Raw genomic sequence first — 18,269 nt, forward strand, 5'->3', positions numbered from 1 at the left:
AATTTAGGAACCCCCTTAAGTAGAGATACTTAAGGGGTTTTTGTTATTTTGAGGTTTGGTATTTATAACAAGGATAGATTATTGATAGATTTTAGCTTTGCAAAAAAATGAAGAAAAAGGACCGCTTGTTATTGAGAGAGAAAAGAAAAATTAGGGCAAGCAGGTGTTTTTGGTGAGATTTACAGCATACGAAATGCTCACTTCTGAACCATAAAAAGATAGTTTGATTACCAATAAGCACGTACACCAACAACTGTTGTGTAATTACGTGATTTTGATGTTTTAACATCATTGGTATAGTTTTTAGCTCGGGTTGCTTGCCATTCAACAAAGCCTTTTAAGTGTTTTGGAACAATGTAATATTCCGTTCCCAACATAAATTGGTTTCTTTTAACTTTGCTATCATTTGCCAAGCCTACAGCATTAAGTTTGTTTTCTTTATAAGCATACATTGTGTAAGCATTCCATTGATCGGTTAAACGATGGAGTAACACAGTGCGAACTTCTTTTTCGATACGTTTGTGACCGATAGCATTTTGATCTTCCGTTTCACGGCGTTCTAAATCTAAGCCAACGGTCGTTTTTCCATAGGTATAGGCTGTGCCAAAAGCAAATGCTGTACGCTCGTAGTTGCCGATTGATTGTTCAAAACGTTCACGAGTCGTACCGGTTGCTAATTTTAGGCTTTGGTTATCATCAATCTTATAGTTATAGATTGCTGCAGCGCCCCAAACGTCTTTACGTTCATTTGCTAAATCTAAGTTATTATTTCCACGTTGGCTATTGCCACCATAGAATACACCTAGTTTTAAGCCATCAATACCTTTGTAAACATATTGAAGTGTACGGCGTGAAGCAGAATTTAATAAACCATCACTTAAGCTTAATGTATTTGGTAAATCAGTTTGTCTTACTTCATCAGCAATATTTGTCATATTACCGTAAGTTAATTCACCGTATTGTTTATGACCGATACCAGCATAGAGCTGATGAGTATAAAGATGATCGAAATTGTGCTGAGAACTTGAATCACCACGCATACGCCATTCAATACGGCCTAGTGCGTAGAAACCGTGACCAACTTGTTGGGTTAAACGGAAGCCGAAACGAGAGCTGTTGTTATCTACTGCGTGGTTGATGTGCTGACGGGTAGTTTCACCATTTACCTGTGAAACTTTATCTGATGTGCTTTCCCATTTGATGCGAGCAGAACCAATAAAGTCAAGCTGTGTCCCTGTCTCTTTATGCTCATAGATAGTAACTGCAGAAGCTGCATTTGCTACTAGAGCGGAAGCTAAAATAGCTAATGTTGTTTTTTTCATAAGATCACTCCATTTGAAATAAAATATAAAAAGAGAGGTTAGTTTATGTGAAGATACTATCCTGAGCAATATTCTTTTGTTAGTTTATATAATGATTAGCTATAATAGATCCATTATAAATTACCAATAGATTTTGAGATGAAAGAAAAAGCACCTATTATTGGATTAGTAGCAGGAGAGGTATCTGGCGATATTCTCGGAGCGGGGCTAATTAAAGAGCTAAAAAAGCATTATTCGAATGCTAAATTTATTGGAGTAGCAGGACCGAGAATGATTTCTGCAGGTTGTGAAACGCTATTTGATATGGAAGAGCTTTCAGTAATGGGCTTGGCTGAAGTGGTTAAACACTTACCACGATTACTAAAACGCCGTAAGCAAGTGATTGACAAAATGCTTCAATTAAAGCCTGATATTTTTATTGGCATTGATGCACCAGATTTTAACTTAACCGTTGAAGAAAAACTGAAAGCGAATGGCATTAAAACGATTCACTATGTTAGCCCCTCTGTGTGGGCGTGGCGTCAAAAGCGGGTATTTAAAATTGCGAGAGCGACTAATTTGGTATTAGCATTTCTGCCATTTGAGAAAGCGTTCTATGATAGGTTTAATGTACCTTGCCGTTTTATTGGGCATACAATGGCAGATGCGATTCCTTTAGATCCAAGCCGTTCGCAATCCTGTTTATCGCTTAATATTGATGAAAGCAAACGCTATATGGCAATTCTGGTGGGGAGTAGGGGGAGTGAAATCCAGTTTTTAGCTGAGCCATTTTTAAGAACAGCTCAGCTTTTAAAGGCTCGTTTTCCTGATTTGCAATTCTTAGTGCCAATGGTAAATGAAAAACGAATTGCACAATTTAATGAAATTAAAGTCCAAGTTGCTCCAGAGTTAGAACTTAACATTATTCAAGGTAAAGCTCGTGAGGCGATGATTGCAGCGGAATGCACTCTCTTAGCGTCTGGTACGGCAGCATTAGAAGCAATGTTGTGTAAATCGCCAATGGTGGTGGGTTATAAAATGAAACCGCTTACTTATTGGCTGGCAAAGAGGCTAGTTAAGACGGACTATATTTCTCTGCCTAATTTGCTTGCTCAAGAACTTCTTGTGCCAGAGCTAATCCAAGAGGAGTGTAATCCAGAGAATTTAGCAAAACATTTAGCGGTTTTTCTTGCAGAGGATACAGAAAGCCAAGCTAAAAAGGCAGGTTTAAAACAGCGATTTTTTGAGTTGCACAAGTCAATTCAATGTAATGCAGACGAGCAAGCGGCTCAAGCGGTTATCGATTTATTAAATGGCTCTACAAGCGGTCATATTTATTAATTTTTTTGCAAAAAGGAAGAAGTATGTGGAAAGAAGTTTTACTTAATTATGGTATTTTCTTATTAGAATTATTGACGGTTTTCGGCATTGTTGCAGTGGTGGTAATGTTGATTTTGGAATCGAAAAAGCAAACTGAAAACGGTACAGTATCCATTACCAATTTAACGAAAAAATATAAGGAACAGCAAAAATCGCTTGCAGGCTTTTTTTTGAGCGACGCTGAATTAAAATATCAAGAAAAGCAAGAGAAAAAAGCGGAAAAAGAGAAAGCAAAAGCGGAGAAAAAGCGTTTAAAAGAAGGTGGAGAAAGTGAAGAAGCTCCATCTCGCTTATTTGTGCTGAACTTTAATGGTGATATGATGGCTCACGAGGTCAATTCTTTACGCCGAGAAATTGATGCGGTAATCAGCCTTGCTAATCCTGAGAAAGATGAAGTATTGCTCAAGCTCGAAAGCCCGGGCGGTGTGGTTCACGGTTACGGGTTAGCAGCTTCGCAGCTGCAACGCTTGCGTGATCGCAACATTCCTTTAATTGCAGCGGTGGATAAAGTTGCGGCAAGTGGTGGCTATATGATGGCGTGTGTGGCAAATAAAATTGTGGCTGCTCCTTTTGCGGTGATTGGCTCGGTAGGGGTTGTGGCTCAAGTACCGAATATCCATCGTTTCTTGAAAAAGCACGATATTGATGTTGATGTGATGACCGCTGGCGAATATAAACGCACAGTAACTTTAGTGGGCGAAAATACGGAGAAAGGCAAGCAGAAATTCCAGCAAGAGCTAGAAGAAACCCATTCATTGTTTAAAGAGTTTGTGGCACAGCATCGTCCACAGTTGGATATTGAAAAGGTCGCAACAGGTGAACATTGGTTCGGGCAACAAGCGATTGAGTTAAATTTAGTTGATGAAATCGCAACCAGCGATGATCTGATTTTAAATGCAATCTTTGAGAAAGATGTGATTGAATTAAAATACAAAGAGAAGAAAACATTGAGCCAAAAAATTGGCAGACAAATTGAGCAATCTGCGGAAAATGTTTTAACTAAGCTCTTAAATAAAGGTCGTTCAACGATAATGTAATATTGAGCAAAAGGGCTAAACTTATCTAGTTCAGCCCTTTTTATTTTATGAATTATGTAATTTTTCTTGTTTGGTATGATAAAAATAGAGATAAATCAGCCCAATTGGAGCAATAAAAATTGCAAAGCTATAGCATAAGATCATAGTAAATAACTTCACAATTAAAACTAAAATCGCATTCGCAAAGAACACATTATTTCCGAAGATATAGTCAATAATGCTTTCATACACAAAACGTGCGTAAGGATAAAGAAATTGGCTAATAATCAGAATGGTAAGAACGGGTATATTCCATTCGCCTGTTTTAGGGTGCTTTACGCCTGCGAAGATAAATAAGGCAAAAATCAGTAACCCAAATAAGAAATGCCTTAGATAGTAACTAAGTGATAATCCGCCAAATGCTTTTCGGATAAAGTTTGCCATTGTTTCTCCTTAATAATTAAAATGCTTGTGAGCAAAATCCTCATTTACCACTTCACTGTGCCTTCTAAAAATAGTAATTCACGGAGGATAATATCCCGTGATGGATAGCGAGTGAGTTTGCTGAGTTCCTCTGAAAGCTCGTATTTTTGAGTGGAAGCATTATAGAGCCAATAACGGTAACCGCCAGCCTCAAAATCTCCCCCAACTTGCATGGCAATATCAAAATAGCCATCGAAGTTTAAATCAATATAGCGTGCTGCAAGCCCTTCTTGGTAAATATCATTTTTGTGTGATACTTCAATGGTTTGCAGTAACTGACGGCTTTCTCGTTCCAGAATGCGGATTTCATCAATCTTCACTCGGTTATAGGGTTGTGGCTCTCCCCAAAATTCGATCAAATGTTGAGGGCGATCAGACTGCCAAAAAAGCGAACCAAAGGTTAATTTTTCAACATTTTGACTTGGCAGATGGTGTAGCTTTGCTTCAAAGCGGTTAAGATGAGGCGTTAGCTTTCCTGCTATTTTATATTCAGACGGTTTTTCTCCTCCGCCCGGCTCAAAAGAACTTAATGTAAAATCTAGCCCTTTTTGATTGCCTCGAAAATGCAAACTATTGGTTGTGCCAACCCAATAGAGAATACCGCCAGATCGCCAATCGCCTGTGTGTAAATTCAGGATATATTTGTCGTCGTTAGAAATCAGATCTCGCTCTGCCCATAACTGCACATTCAATTTTTCAATAGCGTGGGAATAGGTGCTAAGTAGCAATCCAAATAATAAAAAATAACGCTTCATATTTTTCCTTAAAGAAAAGCGGCACGATTTGCAAATTTTTTACAAAATCGTACCGCTTGTCAATTATTCTTCCACCACGAAGCAAGCAATCTTTGTGCCGTCTTTGTAGGTTTTGAACTCAGGTCGTTCAACATAGCAACGATCTGTAGCAAAACGGCAGCGGGCATTGAAAGCACAACCTTTTGGTGGTTTAAGCGGGCTTGGCAGCTCGCCTGTTAGCTTAATGCGTTCACGACGTTGATTTGGATCTAAACGTGGTGTTGCTGAAAGCAAGGCTTGTGTATAAGGGTGGCGAGGATTACTAAAAATCGTTTTCGTATCTCCTTGCTCAACACAACGCCCTAAATACATTACCATCACTTCATCGGCAATATGTTCCACAACGGATAAATCGTGAGAAATAAACACATAAGATAAGCCCATTTCTTCTTGCAGATCCATCATCAAGTTAAGCACTTGGGCTCTAACCGAAACGTCTAATGCAGAAACAGGTTCATCAGCCACTACAATGTCGGGTTGTAACATTAAGCCACGAGCAATCGCAATTCGCTGACGTTGTCCACCCGAGAACATATGCGGATAACGGTCATAAAATTCAGGCTTTAAGCCCACTTTTGCCATCATTTCTAATACTTTTTCTTTACGCTGTTTTGCGGATAAGTCAGTATTAATAAGTAAAGGCTCTTCCAAAATTGCTCCCACTTTTTTACGAGGGTTGAGTGAGCTATAGGGATTTTGGAATACAATTTGAATTTTTTTACGGCGTAGCTGAGCGGTTTCTTTATCATTTACTAAGAAATTCTGCCCGTTGTAGAATAATTCGCCTTCAGTGGGGCTTTCAATCATTGTGAGCATTCGCCCCAATGTTGATTTTCCACAGCCCGATTCGCCTACAATCGCCAATGTTTTGCCACGCTCAAGCGTAAATGATACGCCATCAACCGCTTTAACGAGTTTTGGCGGTACGAACATTCCCTTTTTGACGGGGTAGTATTTTTTTAAATTAATCGCATCTAATAGCGGTGGAGATTGATTATTTTCGTTCATTCTTTTTCCTTCTCGGAAAACCGTAGGGTCGCAATGCTTGCGACCACAAGCGGTGCATTTTACAAAATTTTTTGCAAGTTAAAGATACAGCGGATGCCAATATAGCGTCTTATATTGTTGGATTACCTTGCTCACTCAACGGATAATGGCATTTTACCTGTCTGCCGTTGATAATCTGCATTAGGGGCTCTTCAACACGGCATTTCTCCGTTGCATACGGGCAGCGAGGATTGAGCAAACAGCCCTGTGGTCGGTCATATTTACCCGGTACAACACCTGGCAGAGATTGCAAGCGAGATTTACCTTCGGCAAATTCAGGTAAGGCTTTCAGCAACGCTTGGGTGTAAGGGTGAAGCGGTGAGCTGAAAATTTCTTCTGCTTTCCCTTCTTCAACCACTTGCCCTGCATACATTACGATAATACGATGAGCCGCTTCGGCAACCAGTGCCAAGTCGTGCGTAATCAAGATCAACGCCATATTCTCTTTGCGTTGTAGTTCTAGCAGTAAGTCGATGATCTGTGCTTGAATGGTTACATCAAGTGCAGTTGTTGGCTCATCAGCAATCAATAATTTAGGGTTACAGGCAATCGCCATTGCAATCATTACTCGCTGACTCATACCACCTGAAAGTTGGTGCGGATACACCTCTAAACGAGATTCAGGATCTGGAATACCCACCATTGTGAGTAGCTCAATCGCTCGCTCACGGCGGCTTGCTTTTGAACCACCTTGATGGACTTTCAACGCCTCCATAATCTGATAGCCAACGGTATAGCTTGGGTTGAGGCTAGTCATTGCATCTTGGAAAATCATAGACACATCAGCCCCGACAATTTGTTGCTTTTCCTTTGGTTTTAATGCCAACAAATCATTGCCATTAAAGTGTAAATTTTCTGCCATTACACGGCCGGGAAAGTCAATTAAGCCCATAATCGCAAGGGAGCTGACCGATTTCCCTGAACCTGATTCGCCTACAATGCCTAATACTTCGCCTTCATTGACTTCGTAACTTACTCGATCTACCGCTTTAAATGGCGTTTTTTCATCGCCAAAATGGACGGAAAGCTGATTAACAGTTAATAATGCCATCTTGTCTCTCCTATTGTTTTAGTTTTGGATCGAGTGCATCACGCAAGCCATCGCCCATTAAGTTGAATGCTAATACTAACGATAAAATCGCCAAACCCGGAATGGTTACTAACCAGTTTGCTGATTGCATAAAGCCACGAGATTCGGCAAGCATCGTTCCTAGTTCAGGTGTTGGTGGTTGAGCCCCAATACCTAAGAAGCCGAGTGCAGCGAGTTCTAAAATCGCATTTGAAATACCCATCGTCATTTGTACGATAAGCGGAGCTAAACAGTTTGGCAAGATAACCACAAACATTAAACGCAACACACTTGCTCCTGCTACACGGGAAGCGGTTACATAATCACGGTTTTTCTCACTTAATACTTGAGCTCGAGTTAAACGCACATAGCTTGGAATAGAAACTGCCGCAATCGCAATGGCTGCGTTAGTCAGCGATGGACCAAGAATGGTTACCACGCCAATGGTTAAAAGCAAGCTTGGAATGGCAAGCATAATATCTACAAATCGCATAATGATGATATCAAGCATACCGCCGTAATAACCTGCAATTAAGCCTAAAATTACGCCGAATACAAAAGAAAGTAGCACAATGATTAAGCCGATAAAGACAGATAATCTTGCACCGTAAATAATACGAGACAGAATATCACGCCCGATATCATCAGTACCGAGTAAATGAGCGGAATTTCCCCCTTCAAACCAAGCGGGTGGCAATAATAATGCACTACGGTTTTGTTCGATTGGATCAAATGGGGCAACCCAAGGTGCGAACACGCAAGCAACAAAGACTATAGCAATAAAGGTAAGTCCGATTAATGCACCTCGATTTTGACAAAAATAGTACCAGAACTCCTGTAGCGGCGTTTTTGGTTTAGGTGCAGACAATGTTATTGAAGACATTCATCACTCCAAAAATAAAATGAGCCCAAATCCTAAAGTACAAGCGGTTGTTTTCAGATATTTTTTGCAACCGCTTGTTAGCTTGTTATGAATGGCGGATTCTTGGGTTTACAATACCGTAAATTAAATCTACGGTTAAATTAACTAAAATAATAATAGTGGCAATGATTAACACAGAGCCTTGTAATACAGGGTAATCACGGCTGTTGATGGCATCAATGATCCATTTGCCGATGCCCGGCCACGAGAAGATATTTTCGGTTAAAACCGCCCCTGACAAAAGTTGCCCTACAATCAAGCCCACTACGGTTACCACAGGAATTAATGCATTTCTCAGGGCGTGAACAATCACAATACGAGTGGTGTTCAAGCCTTTCGCTTTAGCGGTGCGGATATAATCTTCGCCTAGCACCTCAAGCATTGAGGAACGGGTCATACGGGTAATGACCGCAAGTGGAATTGTACCTAATACGATAGCAGGCAGAACCAAGGATTTTATTGCGGCTAAAAACGCACCTGGTTCGTTTGAACGCCAAGTATCAATCAGCATAAAACCTGTTTCGGCTTCAATCCAATATTCAGACGGCAAACGCCCCGAAGCAGGTAATCCTAATGGGGTAGAAACATAAAGGATTAGCACCAAACCCCACCAGAAAATCGGCATTGAATAGCCAGTCAGTGAAAGCGTGGTAACGGTGTGTGAAATCCAAGACTCTTTTTTAACCGCTGCAATCACGCCTAAGAAGATCCCTAAAATAAGCGACCAGAGCAAGGCGAAAAATGCCAGCTCAACCGTTGCAGGGAAAAGGGTAAAAAATTCTTTTAATACAGGTTCGTTATTACGAAACGATCTGCCAAGATCGCCTTGTAGCACGCCACCGATATAACTGAAATATTGTTCAAACAACGGTCGGTTTAAACCGAGCTGTTCCATCATCTGTTGATGAACTTCGGGTGATAATCCACGTTCTCCCATTCGAATCTCAATTGGATCGCCGGGGATAAAATGCACAAGGGCAAAAGTAATTAAAGTAATGGCGATAAAGGTGGGGATCACCATTAATATGCGTTTAAGGATAAATTGGAACATAATGAAAATATCTGTACAACTTATTGTACTATTAGATTAATTAGTAGGAGCGGGTCCTGTACCCGCCCGTTATATCCGCATGTATTCGGGCGGGCACAGGGCCCGCCCCTACAATAGTAACGACAAGCGGTCAAAATTTGCAAAAAATCTGCAAAATTCCACCGCTTGCAGGCAGATTATTTATCTGCAAGTTCTACGTTGTAGAAGTCATGTAAGCCAAATGGGCTCATTACATAACCTTTTACTTCTTTACGCACAGGGAAGTAAACCGTTGAGTGAGCAATGGTAACCCAAGGAGCTTGCTCTTTAAAGATCACTTGAGCTTGTTTATAAAGCTCGGTACGTTTTTCTTTGTCGCTTTCTTGAGCTGCACCAATTACCACTTCTTCAAACGGTTTGTGGCAGAATTTAGCATAGTTTGAACCTGCTTCAACCGCTGAACAGCTTAATAATGTGTTTAAGAAGTTGTCTGGGTCGCCGTTGTCACCTGTCCAACCGATCATTGACGTTGCTGCTTCGCCTTGACGTAAACGTTTGAGGTATTCGCCCCATTCGTAGCTCACGATTTTCGCATTCACGCCCACTTTTTTCCAGTCTTCTTGGATAAGTTCAGCCATACGGCGTGCATTCGGGTTGTACGGACGAGCTACTGGCATTGCCCAAAGTTCGGTGGTAAAGCCGTTCTCAAAACCTGCTTCTTTTAATAACGCTTTTGCTTTTTCAGGGTTGTAGTCATAGTCTTGAATTGCTTCATTGTAGCTCCACATTGTTGGTGGAATTGGGTTTTTCGCAACTTGACCAGCACCTTGATACACCGCATCAACAATTGCTTGTTTGTTCACAGCGTGGTTTAATGCTTGGCGAACTTTTTGGTTATCTAACGGCTTGATTGATGAGTTCAATGCAAGATAGCCTACGTTCATACCTGATTGGCTCATTAACTCAATATTAGCATCTTTTTTCAGTGTTTCGATATCCGCAGGGTTAGGATACGGCATTGCGTGGCATTCGCCTTTTTGTAATTTCGCTAAGCGTACAGACGCATCTGGGGTAATCGCAAACACTAAGCGGTCGATTTTCGCCTTTCCTTGCCAGTAGTTTTCAAAGGCTTTATAACGAACCGTTGCATCTTTTTGGTAATCCACAAATTGGAATGGGCCACTACCGATTGGATTGGTATCAATACGCTCCGGTTTACCTGCTTTTAATGATTGTTCTGCATATTCCGCAGAATAAACAGCGTTAAAGTCCATAGCTAAGTTTGCTAAGAATGGTGCATTTGGCACTTTTAAGCTAATTTTAACGGTGTGATCGTCCACTTTTTCCACTTTATCAATGATATTTTGCATATCCATACCGATAAAGTATTCATAGTTTCCGCCTGATACTTTGTGGAATGGGTGGTTCGGGTCAAGCTGACGATTAATTGAGAATAATACGTCATCTGCATTTAAATCACGGCTTGGTTTGAATTCTTTATTATCGTGGAATTTCACGCCTTTACGCAGATGGAAAGTATAGGTTTTACCATCTTCAGAAATATCCCATTTTTCTGCTAATGATGGGATAACATTGGTTGTGCCTTCTTCAAAATCCACTAATTTGTTATAAATAGGGCGAGCATTGGCATCAATACTTGCACCGTCTGTGACTAATACTGGGCTCATTGCTGATGGAGAGGCTTCTAAACAATAAACGAAAGTTTTTGGTGCTGCCATTGCTGTTGCAGAGCCTGCAATCGCCATAGCAATTAACGAAAGTTTAGCTAGGTGTTTCATTTTCACTCCTTGAGTTTTATTTATAGGTTGAATTACTTTTTTTATGTGAAGTTCTGAATATACAATTTTTTTAGCGAACTGCAATCTTTTTTTAACAAATAGAGGTAGGACTTTATTAAAATTTACAAATGAAAGCTAATTGAGCAATTTATGCTTCTCAAAATAGCGGTTTTCCGATATTCTTACAGAGTTTTGATGGCTGGCTTTAAGGAATATTTTGCAGTTACCTCTACCGATTTATCAAATTGATGAAGACACTTTCGATAATTTCTATGCAGAAAATAGCGAAGTGTTGCTTGAATCTCTCAAACGGAATTTTGCCGATGTACAACAGCCGTTTTTCTACATTTGGGGCGAAAAAAGCTGTGGTAAAAGTCATCTGTTAAAAGCTGTGAGCAATCACTTTCTTTTAAACCAGCAAACCTCAAGCTATATTCCACTCAAAAAAGCCTATTATTTCTCGCCATTGGTTTTAGATAATGCCGAGCTGCTGAATGTGATTTGTTTAGATGATATTCAAGCCATTGCTGGCGATGAGGAGTGGGAACTGGCTATTTTCAACTTATTCAATCAAATTCGAGAGCAACAAGGGCTATTTAGTGATGGTATAAAGACCTTGTTGTTAATTAGTGCGGATTGCCCGCCACATCAATTAAATATTAAGCTGCCAGACTTACGCTCCCGTTTAACGTGGGGAGAGGTGTATCAATTAAGCGATCTTACTGACGAGCAAAAATGCCATATTTTGCAAGCCAATGCACACCAAAAAGGGATAGAGCTTTCTGATGAGGTTGCTCATTTTCTGCTGAAAAGAATCGGCTCGGATTTGGAAGAGCTATCCAAAATATTAGATAAATTAGACCACGCATCGCTCCAAGCTCAGCGAAAATTAACTATTCCTTTTGTAAAAGAAACCCTTTCTCTATAACAAGCGGTTTGATTCTTATCAAAATTTTCAAAAATTTTTGAAAATTTGACCGCTTGCTACCTCTAAATAAGTAACTTATTTGCTACGTTAAAAGAATAGCTTATGTTACACTTCAGCTAAAATTTTTCTTCCTACTGAATTATGATGAACCTAACAGCCCAATATCAGCTTAAATTGCAGAGCATTGCTTGTGAGCGAGGAGAAACCCGTTTATTTGAAGGGTGTAACCTTATTGTAAACAGTGGTGATTGGGTGCAGATTGAAGGGCATAATGGTATTGGGAAAACCAGCCTGTTACGTATTTTAGCCGGAGTTTCTTTACCTGCTGAAGGCGAGGTGTTGTGGAATGATATCCCTATTCAAAAGCAACGTGATGAATACTATTCGGAACTCTTTTATTTAGGGCATTATTCGGGTGTGAAGCCGGAACTGACTGCGTGGGAGAATTTACGTTTTTTCCAAAAAGTACAACAATTACCGCAAGATGACGATGCGTTGTGGGAGGCATTAAATAAAGTTTCCCTTATCGGGCGAGAAGATTTACCTTGCTCTCAATTATCCGCTGGGCAACAACGTCGTGTGGCATTGGCTAAGTTGTGGCTCACCAATGCTAAACTTTGGATTTTAGATGAACCTTTTACCGCTATTGATAAAAAGGGCGTGGCGGATTTGATTTCTCATATCGAACAGCATTGTGAAAAAGGCGGATTAGTGATTTTCACCAGTCACCAAGCAGCAGACAGTGATAAAGTAACGATTATTTCCTTAGATCAGTTTAAAGTATGATTCTATTTAGCATTATTCAGCGTGAATTAACCATTGCTTTTCGCAAACCATCGGAAATTTTAAATCCGCTTTGGTTCTTTTTAATGGTTATTACTGTATTCCCGATTTTAATGGGGCCGAATCCTGAATTATTAGGTAAAATTGCCGGAGGTATTGCGTGGGTAGCGGCACTGCTTTCCGCCTTACTTTCTTTTGAACGTTTATTCCGAGATGATTATTTAGATGGTTCATTAGAGCAATTAATGTTATTGCCTGTTGGATTACCGCAAGTTGCATTAGCGAAAGTGGTTGCTCACTGGGCTTTAACGGGCTTACCGCTGATTTTACTTTCACCGATTGCGGCAATTTTACTTTCGCTTGAAACGCACGTTTGGTGGGCATTGGTGCTAACTTTGTTACTTGGCACGCCGATTTTAAGCTGCTTAGGTGCGATAGGTGTAGCATTAACAGTTGGCTTACGCAAAGGTGGAACATTACTCAGCTTATTAATTTTACCACTGTTTTTACCTGTGCTGATTTTTGCTGCAGCGGTGCTAGAAGCTGCCACGTTAAATATGGGCTACAGCGGACAACTTGCCATTCTTGGCGCAATTTTAGCAATTACCTTAACGTTTTCACCTTTTGCAATTGCTGGGGCGTTAAGAATTAGTTTGAACTAGATTGTACAAATATCCCCCTAACCCCCTCTTTGACTAAAGAGGGGGAATCTATCGAAGAAAGATGAATGTTTGGTACACTGGATTGAGTCCCCCTCTTTAGAAAAGAGGGGATAGGGGAGATTTGAAAGAGGTAATTTTACAAAAATAAGTAAATAAACATTTCATTTATTACGGAGTTTTTCTATGTGGAAATGGCTACACCCTTATGCAAAATCTGAAACGCAGTATCATTTGCTAGGGAAAATCCAACCGTTTTTAGGTTGGCTAAGTTTGATTATGCTCACGGTTGCTTTTGTATGGGGGTTGGCATTTGCGCCAAAAGATTACCAACAGGGCGATAGCTACCGTATTATCTTTATCCATGTTCCGGCAGCAATTTGGTCGATGGGCGTGTATGGTTCAATGGCGGTGGCAGGATTAGTGGCGTTAGTATGGCAGATTCGCCAAGCGAATTTAGCGATGATCTCAATGGCACCTATCGGTTTAGTTTTCGCCTTTATCTCTCTTGCCACAGGAGCGATTTGGGGAAAACCAATGTGGGGAACTTGGTGGGTGTGGGACGCACGCTTAACCTCAGCCTTAGTGCTTTTCTTCCTTTATATTGGGGTAATGGCTCTTTATTCAGCGTTTCAAGATAAACAAACGGGGGCAAAAGCTGCAGCAGTGCTTTCTGTGGTTGGGGTAATTAACCTGCCGATTATTCACTTCTCTGTGGAGTGGTGGAATACGCTACATCAAGGAGCAACTATTACTAAGTTCGACAAACCATCAATGGCGGTTGAAATGCTTATTCCGCTATTATTGGCGATTTTAGGCACACTTATTTTTACAGCGTGGTTTAGTATTTGGCGTTATCGTATCGCATTATTAAAAGATGAGCGTAATCGCCCTTGGGTTAAAAATTTAGCGAAATCAGCATAAGAAAGCAGGAGATAGAAATGACATTTCAATTTGAATCAATCAGCGATTTCTTCGCAATGGGTGGCTACGGTTTCTACGTATGGCTCTCTTATGCCGTTACCTTTATTGCAATGGGGGGGCTGATTTGGTTAAGTCGCCGTGAACATAAAGCAATTTTAGCCCAAGCAAAAAAAGAGTTGGCAAGAGAAGAAAAGCTCAAACAGTCATATTAATAGTGCAAATACAAGTGGTTAAAAAACGTTAAAATTTTGCAAATATTCTATTAATACTTCTTTATAGGTATTTAATTTGAGAAATCGCAAAACTTCCTTTGAATATGAGGAATATTTTGCGGTTTTTTGTTATTCTTATAATAGCTTATTTTTTGAATATTTTTGATGCAATTTGCATCTGTTTTTGAGGGTGATTACGATGAATCCAAGACGAAAATCAAGATTGAAAGTAGTACTTTCAGTATTGCTTGGGCTTTCTGTGGCAGCAGGATTGACACTTTATGCGTTAAGCCAAAATATCGATCTTTTCTACACGCCATCTGAAATTGTCAATGGTAAAAATGATGATCCTAAACAAAAGCCAGAAGTCGGACAGCGTATTCGTGTGGGCGGAATGGTTGTGGAAGATACGGTTAAACGTGATGATAAAACCTTAAAAGTGGTATTTGATTTAAACGATGTTGGACCTTCCATTACTGTGGAATACGAGGGCATTTTGCCTGATTTATTCCGTGAAGGGCAGGGCATTGTGGCACAAGGTGTACTCATTGAGCCGACTCGTTTAAAAGCAACGGAAGTATTGGCAAAACACGATGAAAACTATATGCCACCTGAATTAGGTGATAAATTGAAAGATCAACATAAAAAATCAGGTGTTTCAGAGCAAGATTTAAAAGGCGAATCGGAAACGGATCGCAAAATGAAAGCAGAAGCTGAAGCCCAAAAAGCCAATACACAAGGGGAAACTAAATGATTGCAGAATTAGGCAATTATGCTTTGGCACTCGCCTTAGCTATTTCTGTATTATTGGCAATTCTACCGATTTGGGGAGCAGAAAAGCAAAATAGCACCTTAATTGCTCTTGCCCGCCCGATGACTTGGGCAATGTTTTTGGCATTGACTGTCTCTTTTGGTTCGCTGTTTTATCTGTTTGCGGTGAATGATTTTACCGTGCAATATGTGGTGAACAACTCAAATAGCCGTTTGCCGCTTGAATATCGATTATCGGCAGTATGGGGTGCGCACGAAGGATCGCTCTTACTGTGGGTTTGGTTGCTTTCACTTTGGTCTGTAGGTGTTGCGGCGTTTACTCGCAAAATGCCCGAAGAAGCGGTAGCAAGAGTGCTGGGACTGATGGGATTAATTAGCATTGGTTTTCTGGTATTTGTTATTTTTACCTCAAATCCATTTGATAGAACTTTCCCTAATTTCCCTGTTGATGGCAAAGAATTAAACCCGATGTTGCAAGACGTGGGTTTAATTTTCCACCCACCATTACTTTATATGGGCTATGTGGGCTTCTCGGTTGCTTTTGCATTTGCGATTGCTTCATTAATGACAGGTCGATTAGACACTGCTTGGGCAAGATGGTCTCGCCCGTGGACGATGGCAGCGTGGGTATTTCTAACACTCGGCATCGTACTTGGTTCTTGGTGGGCATACTACGAATTAGGCTGGGGTGGCTGGTGGTTCTGGGACCCAGTTGAAAACGCCTCGCTTATGCCGTGGATTGCAGGAACAGCACTCATTCACTCATTAGCGGTTACTGAAAAACGAGGCACATTCAAAGCGTGGACGGTGTTATTGGCTATTCTTGCCTTCTCACTCTGTTTGGTAGGAACATTCTTAGTGCGTTCAGGCATTTTAGTTTCCGTTCATGCATTCGCCTCAGATCCAACGAGAGGTTTATATATCTTAGCTTACCTTGTTATTGTGGTGGGCGGCTCATTATTGCTATATGCGTTTAAAGGTTCGCAAATTAAAAGCTTGGATAACTACGAACGCTATTCACGGGAAACAATGCTATTAATCAATAATATTTTATTGATGGCGTTTTTATCGGTGGTGTTTTTAGGTACATTATTACCGCTTGTTCACAAACAAATCGGTTTAGGCACAATCTCAATCGGCGCACCGTTCTTCGACCAGATGTTCTTAATTTTAATGGTACCTTTCTCCTTTGTATTGGGTATCGGGCCGTTAGTGAAATGGCGTAGAGACCAAGTTTCAGCCATTCGTAAACCAGTTATTATTGCCACTATTTTAATGGTTCTGCTTGGTTTTGGCTTGCCGTATTTATTCCGTAATACCATTACAGTAAGCGTGGTATTAGGCACAATGATGGCGGTATTTATTGTCTTGTTGAGTTTATATGAGCTACATCAACGTGCAACGCACCGCCATTCATTCTTTACAGGCATTTTCAAACTGTCCCGTTCACATTGGGGAATGGTGCTGGCTCACTTAGGGGTTGCAATGACGGTATTCGGCATCGCATTTAGCCAAAACTTCAGCATTGAGCGAGATGTGCGAATGAACGTAGGCGATAAAGCCCAAATTTTAGATTACCAATTTGAATTTAAAGGCATCAAAATAACCGATGGGGCAAACTATCAAGGTGGCACAGCCGAGCTTGAAATTACTCGAAACGGCAAATATGAAGCCACACTCAGCGCTGAAAAACGCTTCTATAGAGTGAGCCGAATGGGTATGACCGAAGCGGCAATCGACTGGGGCTTTACCCGAGATTTATACGCAGCCTTAGGCGAAAAGCTAGAAGATGATTCTTGGGCGGTTCGCTTATACTACAAACCATTCATTCGCTGGATTTGGATTGGCGGGCTGTTTATGGCTCTCGGTGGTTTACTCTGTATGTTGGATAAACGCTACCGTTTACGCATTGAAAATAAAAAAGAAGTGATAGCTTAAATTGTGAAAAGGCGAACCAATGATGTTCGCCTTTTTGGTGTTTATTGATGACATTTCTCATAAAGTGGCAATAATGCCCGAATGGTTTGGTAGATAAATTCTACTACATCAATGTTATCCAAATCGTCCTTTTCCACATTTTTGCCGATACACCAAAAATCTTCCTCGTTAGTTAGGGTGAACGCTTGCTCTGACATCTGACTAACGGTTTTAAAATCATCATATTCACTCTCACTTCCGTGCCAAATCTCAAAATCAGCAAACTTTTCCTGATCTAAATTTTCCCACCATTGATTGTATTGATGCACGTTAATTTGCGAGCGATCGGCTCGATAACAATGCCAATCAAGGCTCACTTGCAAACGACGGCGATTTAAAATCACGGAAAGAATAGCCGCAGAATTTCGATTAAATTCATACTTGTAATAAGCAAAAAAATGGGCTCGAACCTGCCAGCCATTGCACCATTTCTCAATATGTGGCGGAGAAAACGGCTGCCCAAGCTGACGAGAAACTTCCTGATGTAGCTTTTTCCAAATTTCCCACTGAGTTTTATATTCCACCTTAATTTGAGGGATCTCCTCAGGGCAATATTTCTTCATCTGAGCAAATTGGAAGAACGGAATATTGAATAAATCGCACGATGTTGAGCTAAGCATAAACTCTCCTTAAACCTACAAGCGGTTGTTTTTCTCCGGAAATTTGCAAATCTCCGTACAAAAACAACCGCTTGTGATTTTTTATTCTTTAATGATAGAGGTAAAATCAGACCATTGCTCAATGCGAAATGCTCGGATATCTCTAACTGAACGAGGAAACCATTCCATTGCTTTTAACGCATTCATTGCTTGGAACAAATTTGCCATATTTTCATCATTATTGATATATAAGCTACCTTGAATACGCTCAAAACCAAATTTTTTAAGTGTTATACCAATATCGGTATAGGCTTGAGTTACCCCTTTAGGGTGGTTTTCTTCAGTATCTGCAACAACTAAATCAAATGAAATTGCGTACATTTTTACTCCGCATTAGGATCTTTCAATAATTTAGATAATTTATACTTTTCTTGTTCGCCTGTTTGAATCAAGGTGATATTAACTAGAATATCACCATCTGCTAATACTTGATCAGGTTCGCCAACTTGGTATGGAATACCATAATTACCAAAAGTTTTAATTGTGCCGATAGGTATTTGATTTACTTCCATTCC

The 18,269-nt window shown here is 40.4% G+C and carries 20 protein-coding genes; 9 read left to right on the plus strand and 11 right to left on the minus strand.

Translation table 11 applies throughout. From position 1 onward, the window contains the following. Window positions 1-227: 227 nt before the first annotated feature. Complete coding sequence (locus ACERCG_RS09610; RefSeq protein WP_373611829.1) at window positions 228-1,322, minus strand: porin; 1,095 nt, start codon at window positions 1,320-1,322, stop codon at window positions 228-230. A 138-nt stretch (window positions 1,323-1,460) separates the two neighbouring features. Here ACERCG_RS09610 and lpxB point away from each other — a divergent pair, with 138 nt between their 5' ends. Both lpxB and sohB read left to right on the plus strand, forming a co-directional pair. Next, window positions 1,461-2,642 (plus strand): lipid-A-disaccharide synthase, encoded by a 1,182-nt coding sequence (gene lpxB, locus ACERCG_RS09615; RefSeq protein WP_373611830.1) that lies wholly within the window; start codon window positions 1,461-1,463, stop codon window positions 2,640-2,642. Window positions 2,643-2,665: 23 nt separating this feature from the next. Then, on the plus strand, window positions 2,666-3,718 hold the full coding sequence (gene sohB / locus ACERCG_RS09620; protein ID WP_373611831.1) for a protease SohB: 1,053 nt from the start codon (window positions 2,666-2,668) through the stop codon (window positions 3,716-3,718). A 45-nt stretch (window positions 3,719-3,763) separates the two neighbouring features. Here the strand turns inward: sohB and ACERCG_RS09625 are convergent, their stop codons facing one another. From ACERCG_RS09625 to ACERCG_RS09655, 7 genes are all read right to left on the minus strand, one after another. Further along, window positions 3,764-4,141, minus strand: a complete 378-nt coding sequence (locus tag ACERCG_RS09625; protein ID WP_373611832.1) for a hypothetical protein — start codon at window positions 4,139-4,141, stop codon at window positions 3,764-3,766. A gap of 44 nt (window positions 4,142-4,185) precedes the next feature. Beyond that, entirely contained in the window at window positions 4,186-4,935 is a 750-nt protein-coding gene (locus tag ACERCG_RS09630) for a hypothetical protein (protein WP_373611834.1), read from the minus strand. A gap of 63 nt (window positions 4,936-4,998) precedes the next feature. Further along, window positions 4,999-5,982, minus strand: coding sequence for a peptide ABC transporter ATP-binding protein (locus tag ACERCG_RS09635; RefSeq protein WP_373611835.1), 984 nt, complete (start codon window positions 5,980-5,982; stop codon window positions 4,999-5,001). A gap of 109 nt (window positions 5,983-6,091) precedes the next feature. Further along, a complete protein-coding gene (gene dppD / locus ACERCG_RS09640) occupies window positions 6,092-7,072 on the minus strand; it encodes a dipeptide ABC transporter ATP-binding protein (protein WP_373611836.1) in 981 nt (326 codons plus the stop codon). A gap of 10 nt (window positions 7,073-7,082) precedes the next feature. Then, entirely contained in the window at window positions 7,083-7,973 is an 891-nt protein-coding gene (locus ACERCG_RS09645) for an ABC transporter permease subunit (RefSeq protein WP_373611837.1), read from the minus strand. A gap of 85 nt (window positions 7,974-8,058) precedes the next feature. After that, on the minus strand, window positions 8,059-9,063 hold the full coding sequence (locus ACERCG_RS09650) for an ABC transporter permease subunit (protein ID WP_373611838.1): 1,005 nt from the start codon (window positions 9,061-9,063) through the stop codon (window positions 8,059-8,061). 176 nt (window positions 9,064-9,239) lie between these two features. After that, on the minus strand, window positions 9,240-10,841 hold the full coding sequence (locus ACERCG_RS09655) for an ABC transporter substrate-binding protein (RefSeq protein ID WP_373611839.1): 1,602 nt from the start codon (window positions 10,839-10,841) through the stop codon (window positions 9,240-9,242). 217 nt (window positions 10,842-11,058) lie between these two features. Between ACERCG_RS09655 and hda the strand changes: the two genes are divergently transcribed. From hda to ACERCG_RS09690, 7 genes are all read left to right on the plus strand, one after another. Beyond that, on the plus strand, window positions 11,059-11,769 hold the full coding sequence (gene hda / locus ACERCG_RS09660; RefSeq protein WP_373611840.1) for a DnaA regulatory inactivator Hda: 711 nt from the start codon (window positions 11,059-11,061) through the stop codon (window positions 11,767-11,769). A gap of 144 nt (window positions 11,770-11,913) precedes the next feature. Continuing rightward, window positions 11,914-12,555 carry a cytochrome c biogenesis heme-transporting ATPase CcmA gene (ccmA, locus tag ACERCG_RS09665; RefSeq protein ID WP_373611873.1) on the plus strand — a complete coding sequence of 214 codons (642 nt, stop codon included), beginning with the start codon at window positions 11,914-11,916 and terminating at the stop codon, window positions 12,553-12,555. Continuing rightward, window positions 12,552-13,214, plus strand: coding sequence for a heme exporter protein CcmB (gene ccmB, locus ACERCG_RS09670; protein ID WP_373611841.1), 663 nt, complete (start codon window positions 12,552-12,554; stop codon window positions 13,212-13,214). The genes ccmA and ccmB overlap by 4 nt, the downstream gene beginning before the upstream one ends. Before the next feature lie 183 nt (window positions 13,215-13,397). Continuing rightward, entirely contained in the window at window positions 13,398-14,135 is a 738-nt protein-coding gene (locus ACERCG_RS09675; protein WP_373611842.1) for a heme ABC transporter permease, read from the plus strand. A 17-nt stretch (window positions 14,136-14,152) separates the two neighbouring features. Then, on the plus strand, window positions 14,153-14,347 hold the full coding sequence (gene ccmD / locus ACERCG_RS09680) for a heme exporter protein CcmD (RefSeq protein WP_373611843.1): 195 nt from the start codon (window positions 14,153-14,155) through the stop codon (window positions 14,345-14,347). Between the two features lie 199 nt (window positions 14,348-14,546). After that, complete coding sequence (gene ccmE, locus ACERCG_RS09685) at window positions 14,547-15,101, plus strand: cytochrome c maturation protein CcmE (protein WP_373611844.1); 555 nt, start codon at window positions 14,547-14,549, stop codon at window positions 15,099-15,101. Next, window positions 15,098-17,056 (plus strand): heme lyase CcmF/NrfE family subunit, encoded by a 1,959-nt coding sequence (locus ACERCG_RS09690; RefSeq protein ID WP_373611845.1) that lies wholly within the window; start codon window positions 15,098-15,100, stop codon window positions 17,054-17,056. Before ccmE ends, ACERCG_RS09690 begins: the two co-directional genes overlap by 4 nt. 41 nt (window positions 17,057-17,097) lie before the next feature. On the opposite strand, the gene ACERCG_RS09695 is transcribed toward ACERCG_RS09690, so the two are convergent. From ACERCG_RS09695 to ACERCG_RS09705, 3 genes are all read right to left on the minus strand, one after another. Further along, window positions 17,098-17,715, minus strand: a complete 618-nt coding sequence (locus tag ACERCG_RS09695) for an HI_0552 family protein (protein ID WP_373611846.1) — start codon at window positions 17,713-17,715, stop codon at window positions 17,098-17,100. A gap of 81 nt (window positions 17,716-17,796) precedes the next feature. After that, the gene (locus tag ACERCG_RS09700; RefSeq protein ID WP_373611847.1) at window positions 17,797-18,075 is read right to left on the minus strand and encodes a virulence factor; all 279 of its coding nucleotides are present in this window, start codon (window positions 18,073-18,075) and stop codon (window positions 17,797-17,799) included. A gap of 2 nt (window positions 18,076-18,077) precedes the next feature. Beyond that, window positions 18,078-18,266, minus strand: coding sequence for a DUF5397 family protein (locus ACERCG_RS09705; RefSeq protein ID WP_373611848.1), 189 nt, complete (start codon window positions 18,264-18,266; stop codon window positions 18,078-18,080). Window positions 18,267-18,269: the final 3 nt, after the last annotated feature.

This window comes from Mannheimia sp. E30BD, from assembly GCF_041807785.1.
Lineage (GTDB): Bacteria > Pseudomonadota > Gammaproteobacteria > Enterobacterales > Pasteurellaceae > Mannheimia.

What these genes read in the sequence shown, in the direction of transcription:
- ACERCG_RS09610 (WP_373611829.1), bottom strand. Translation starts at nt 1,322, where the DNA reads ATGAAAAAAACAACATTAGCTATTTTAGCTTCCGCTCTAGTAGCAAAT.
- lpxB (WP_373611830.1), top strand. Translation starts at nt 1,461, where the DNA reads ATGAAAGAAAAAGCACCTATTATTGGATTAGTAGCAGGAGAGGTATCT.
- sohB (WP_373611831.1), top strand. Translation starts at nt 2,666, where the DNA reads ATGTGGAAAGAAGTTTTACTTAATTATGGTATTTTCTTATTAGAATTA.
- ACERCG_RS09625 (WP_373611832.1), bottom strand. Translation starts at nt 4,141, where the DNA reads ATGGCAAACTTTATCCGAAAAGCATTTGGCGGATTATCACTTAGTTAC.
- ACERCG_RS09630 (WP_373611834.1), bottom strand. Translation starts at nt 4,935, where the DNA reads ATGAAGCGTTATTTTTTATTATTTGGATTGCTACTTAGCACCTATTCC.
- ACERCG_RS09635 (WP_373611835.1), bottom strand. Translation starts at nt 5,982, where the DNA reads ATGAACGAAAATAATCAATCTCCACCGCTATTAGATGCGATTAATTTA.
- dppD (WP_373611836.1), bottom strand. Translation starts at nt 7,072, where the DNA reads ATGGCATTATTAACTGTTAATCAGCTTTCCGTCCATTTTGGCGATGAA.
- ACERCG_RS09645 (WP_373611837.1), bottom strand. Translation starts at nt 7,973, where the DNA reads ATGTCTTCAATAACATTGTCTGCACCTAAACCAAAAACGCCGCTACAG.
- ACERCG_RS09650 (WP_373611838.1), bottom strand. Translation starts at nt 9,063, where the DNA reads ATGTTCCAATTTATCCTTAAACGCATATTAATGGTGATCCCCACCTTT.
- ACERCG_RS09655 (WP_373611839.1), bottom strand. Translation starts at nt 10,841, where the DNA reads ATGAAACACCTAGCTAAACTTTCGTTAATTGCTATGGCGATTGCAGGC.
- ccmA (WP_373611873.1), top strand. Translation starts at nt 11,914, where the DNA reads ATGAACCTAACAGCCCAATATCAGCTTAAATTGCAGAGCATTGCTTGT.
- ccmB (WP_373611841.1), top strand. Translation starts at nt 12,552, where the DNA reads ATGATTCTATTTAGCATTATTCAGCGTGAATTAACCATTGCTTTTCGC.
- ACERCG_RS09675 (WP_373611842.1), top strand. Translation starts at nt 13,398, where the DNA reads ATGTGGAAATGGCTACACCCTTATGCAAAATCTGAAACGCAGTATCAT.
- ccmD (WP_373611843.1), top strand. Translation starts at nt 14,153, where the DNA reads ATGACATTTCAATTTGAATCAATCAGCGATTTCTTCGCAATGGGTGGC.
- ccmE (WP_373611844.1), top strand. Translation starts at nt 14,547, where the DNA reads ATGAATCCAAGACGAAAATCAAGATTGAAAGTAGTACTTTCAGTATTG.
- ACERCG_RS09690 (WP_373611845.1), top strand. Translation starts at nt 15,098, where the DNA reads ATGATTGCAGAATTAGGCAATTATGCTTTGGCACTCGCCTTAGCTATT.
- ACERCG_RS09695 (WP_373611846.1), bottom strand. Translation starts at nt 17,715, where the DNA reads ATGCTTAGCTCAACATCGTGCGATTTATTCAATATTCCGTTCTTCCAA.
- ACERCG_RS09700 (WP_373611847.1), bottom strand. Translation starts at nt 18,075, where the DNA reads ATGTACGCAATTTCATTTGATTTAGTTGTTGCAGATACTGAAGAAAAC.
- ACERCG_RS09705 (WP_373611848.1), bottom strand. Translation starts at nt 18,266, where the DNA reads ATGGAAGTAAATCAAATACCTATCGGCACAATTAAAACTTTTGGTAAT.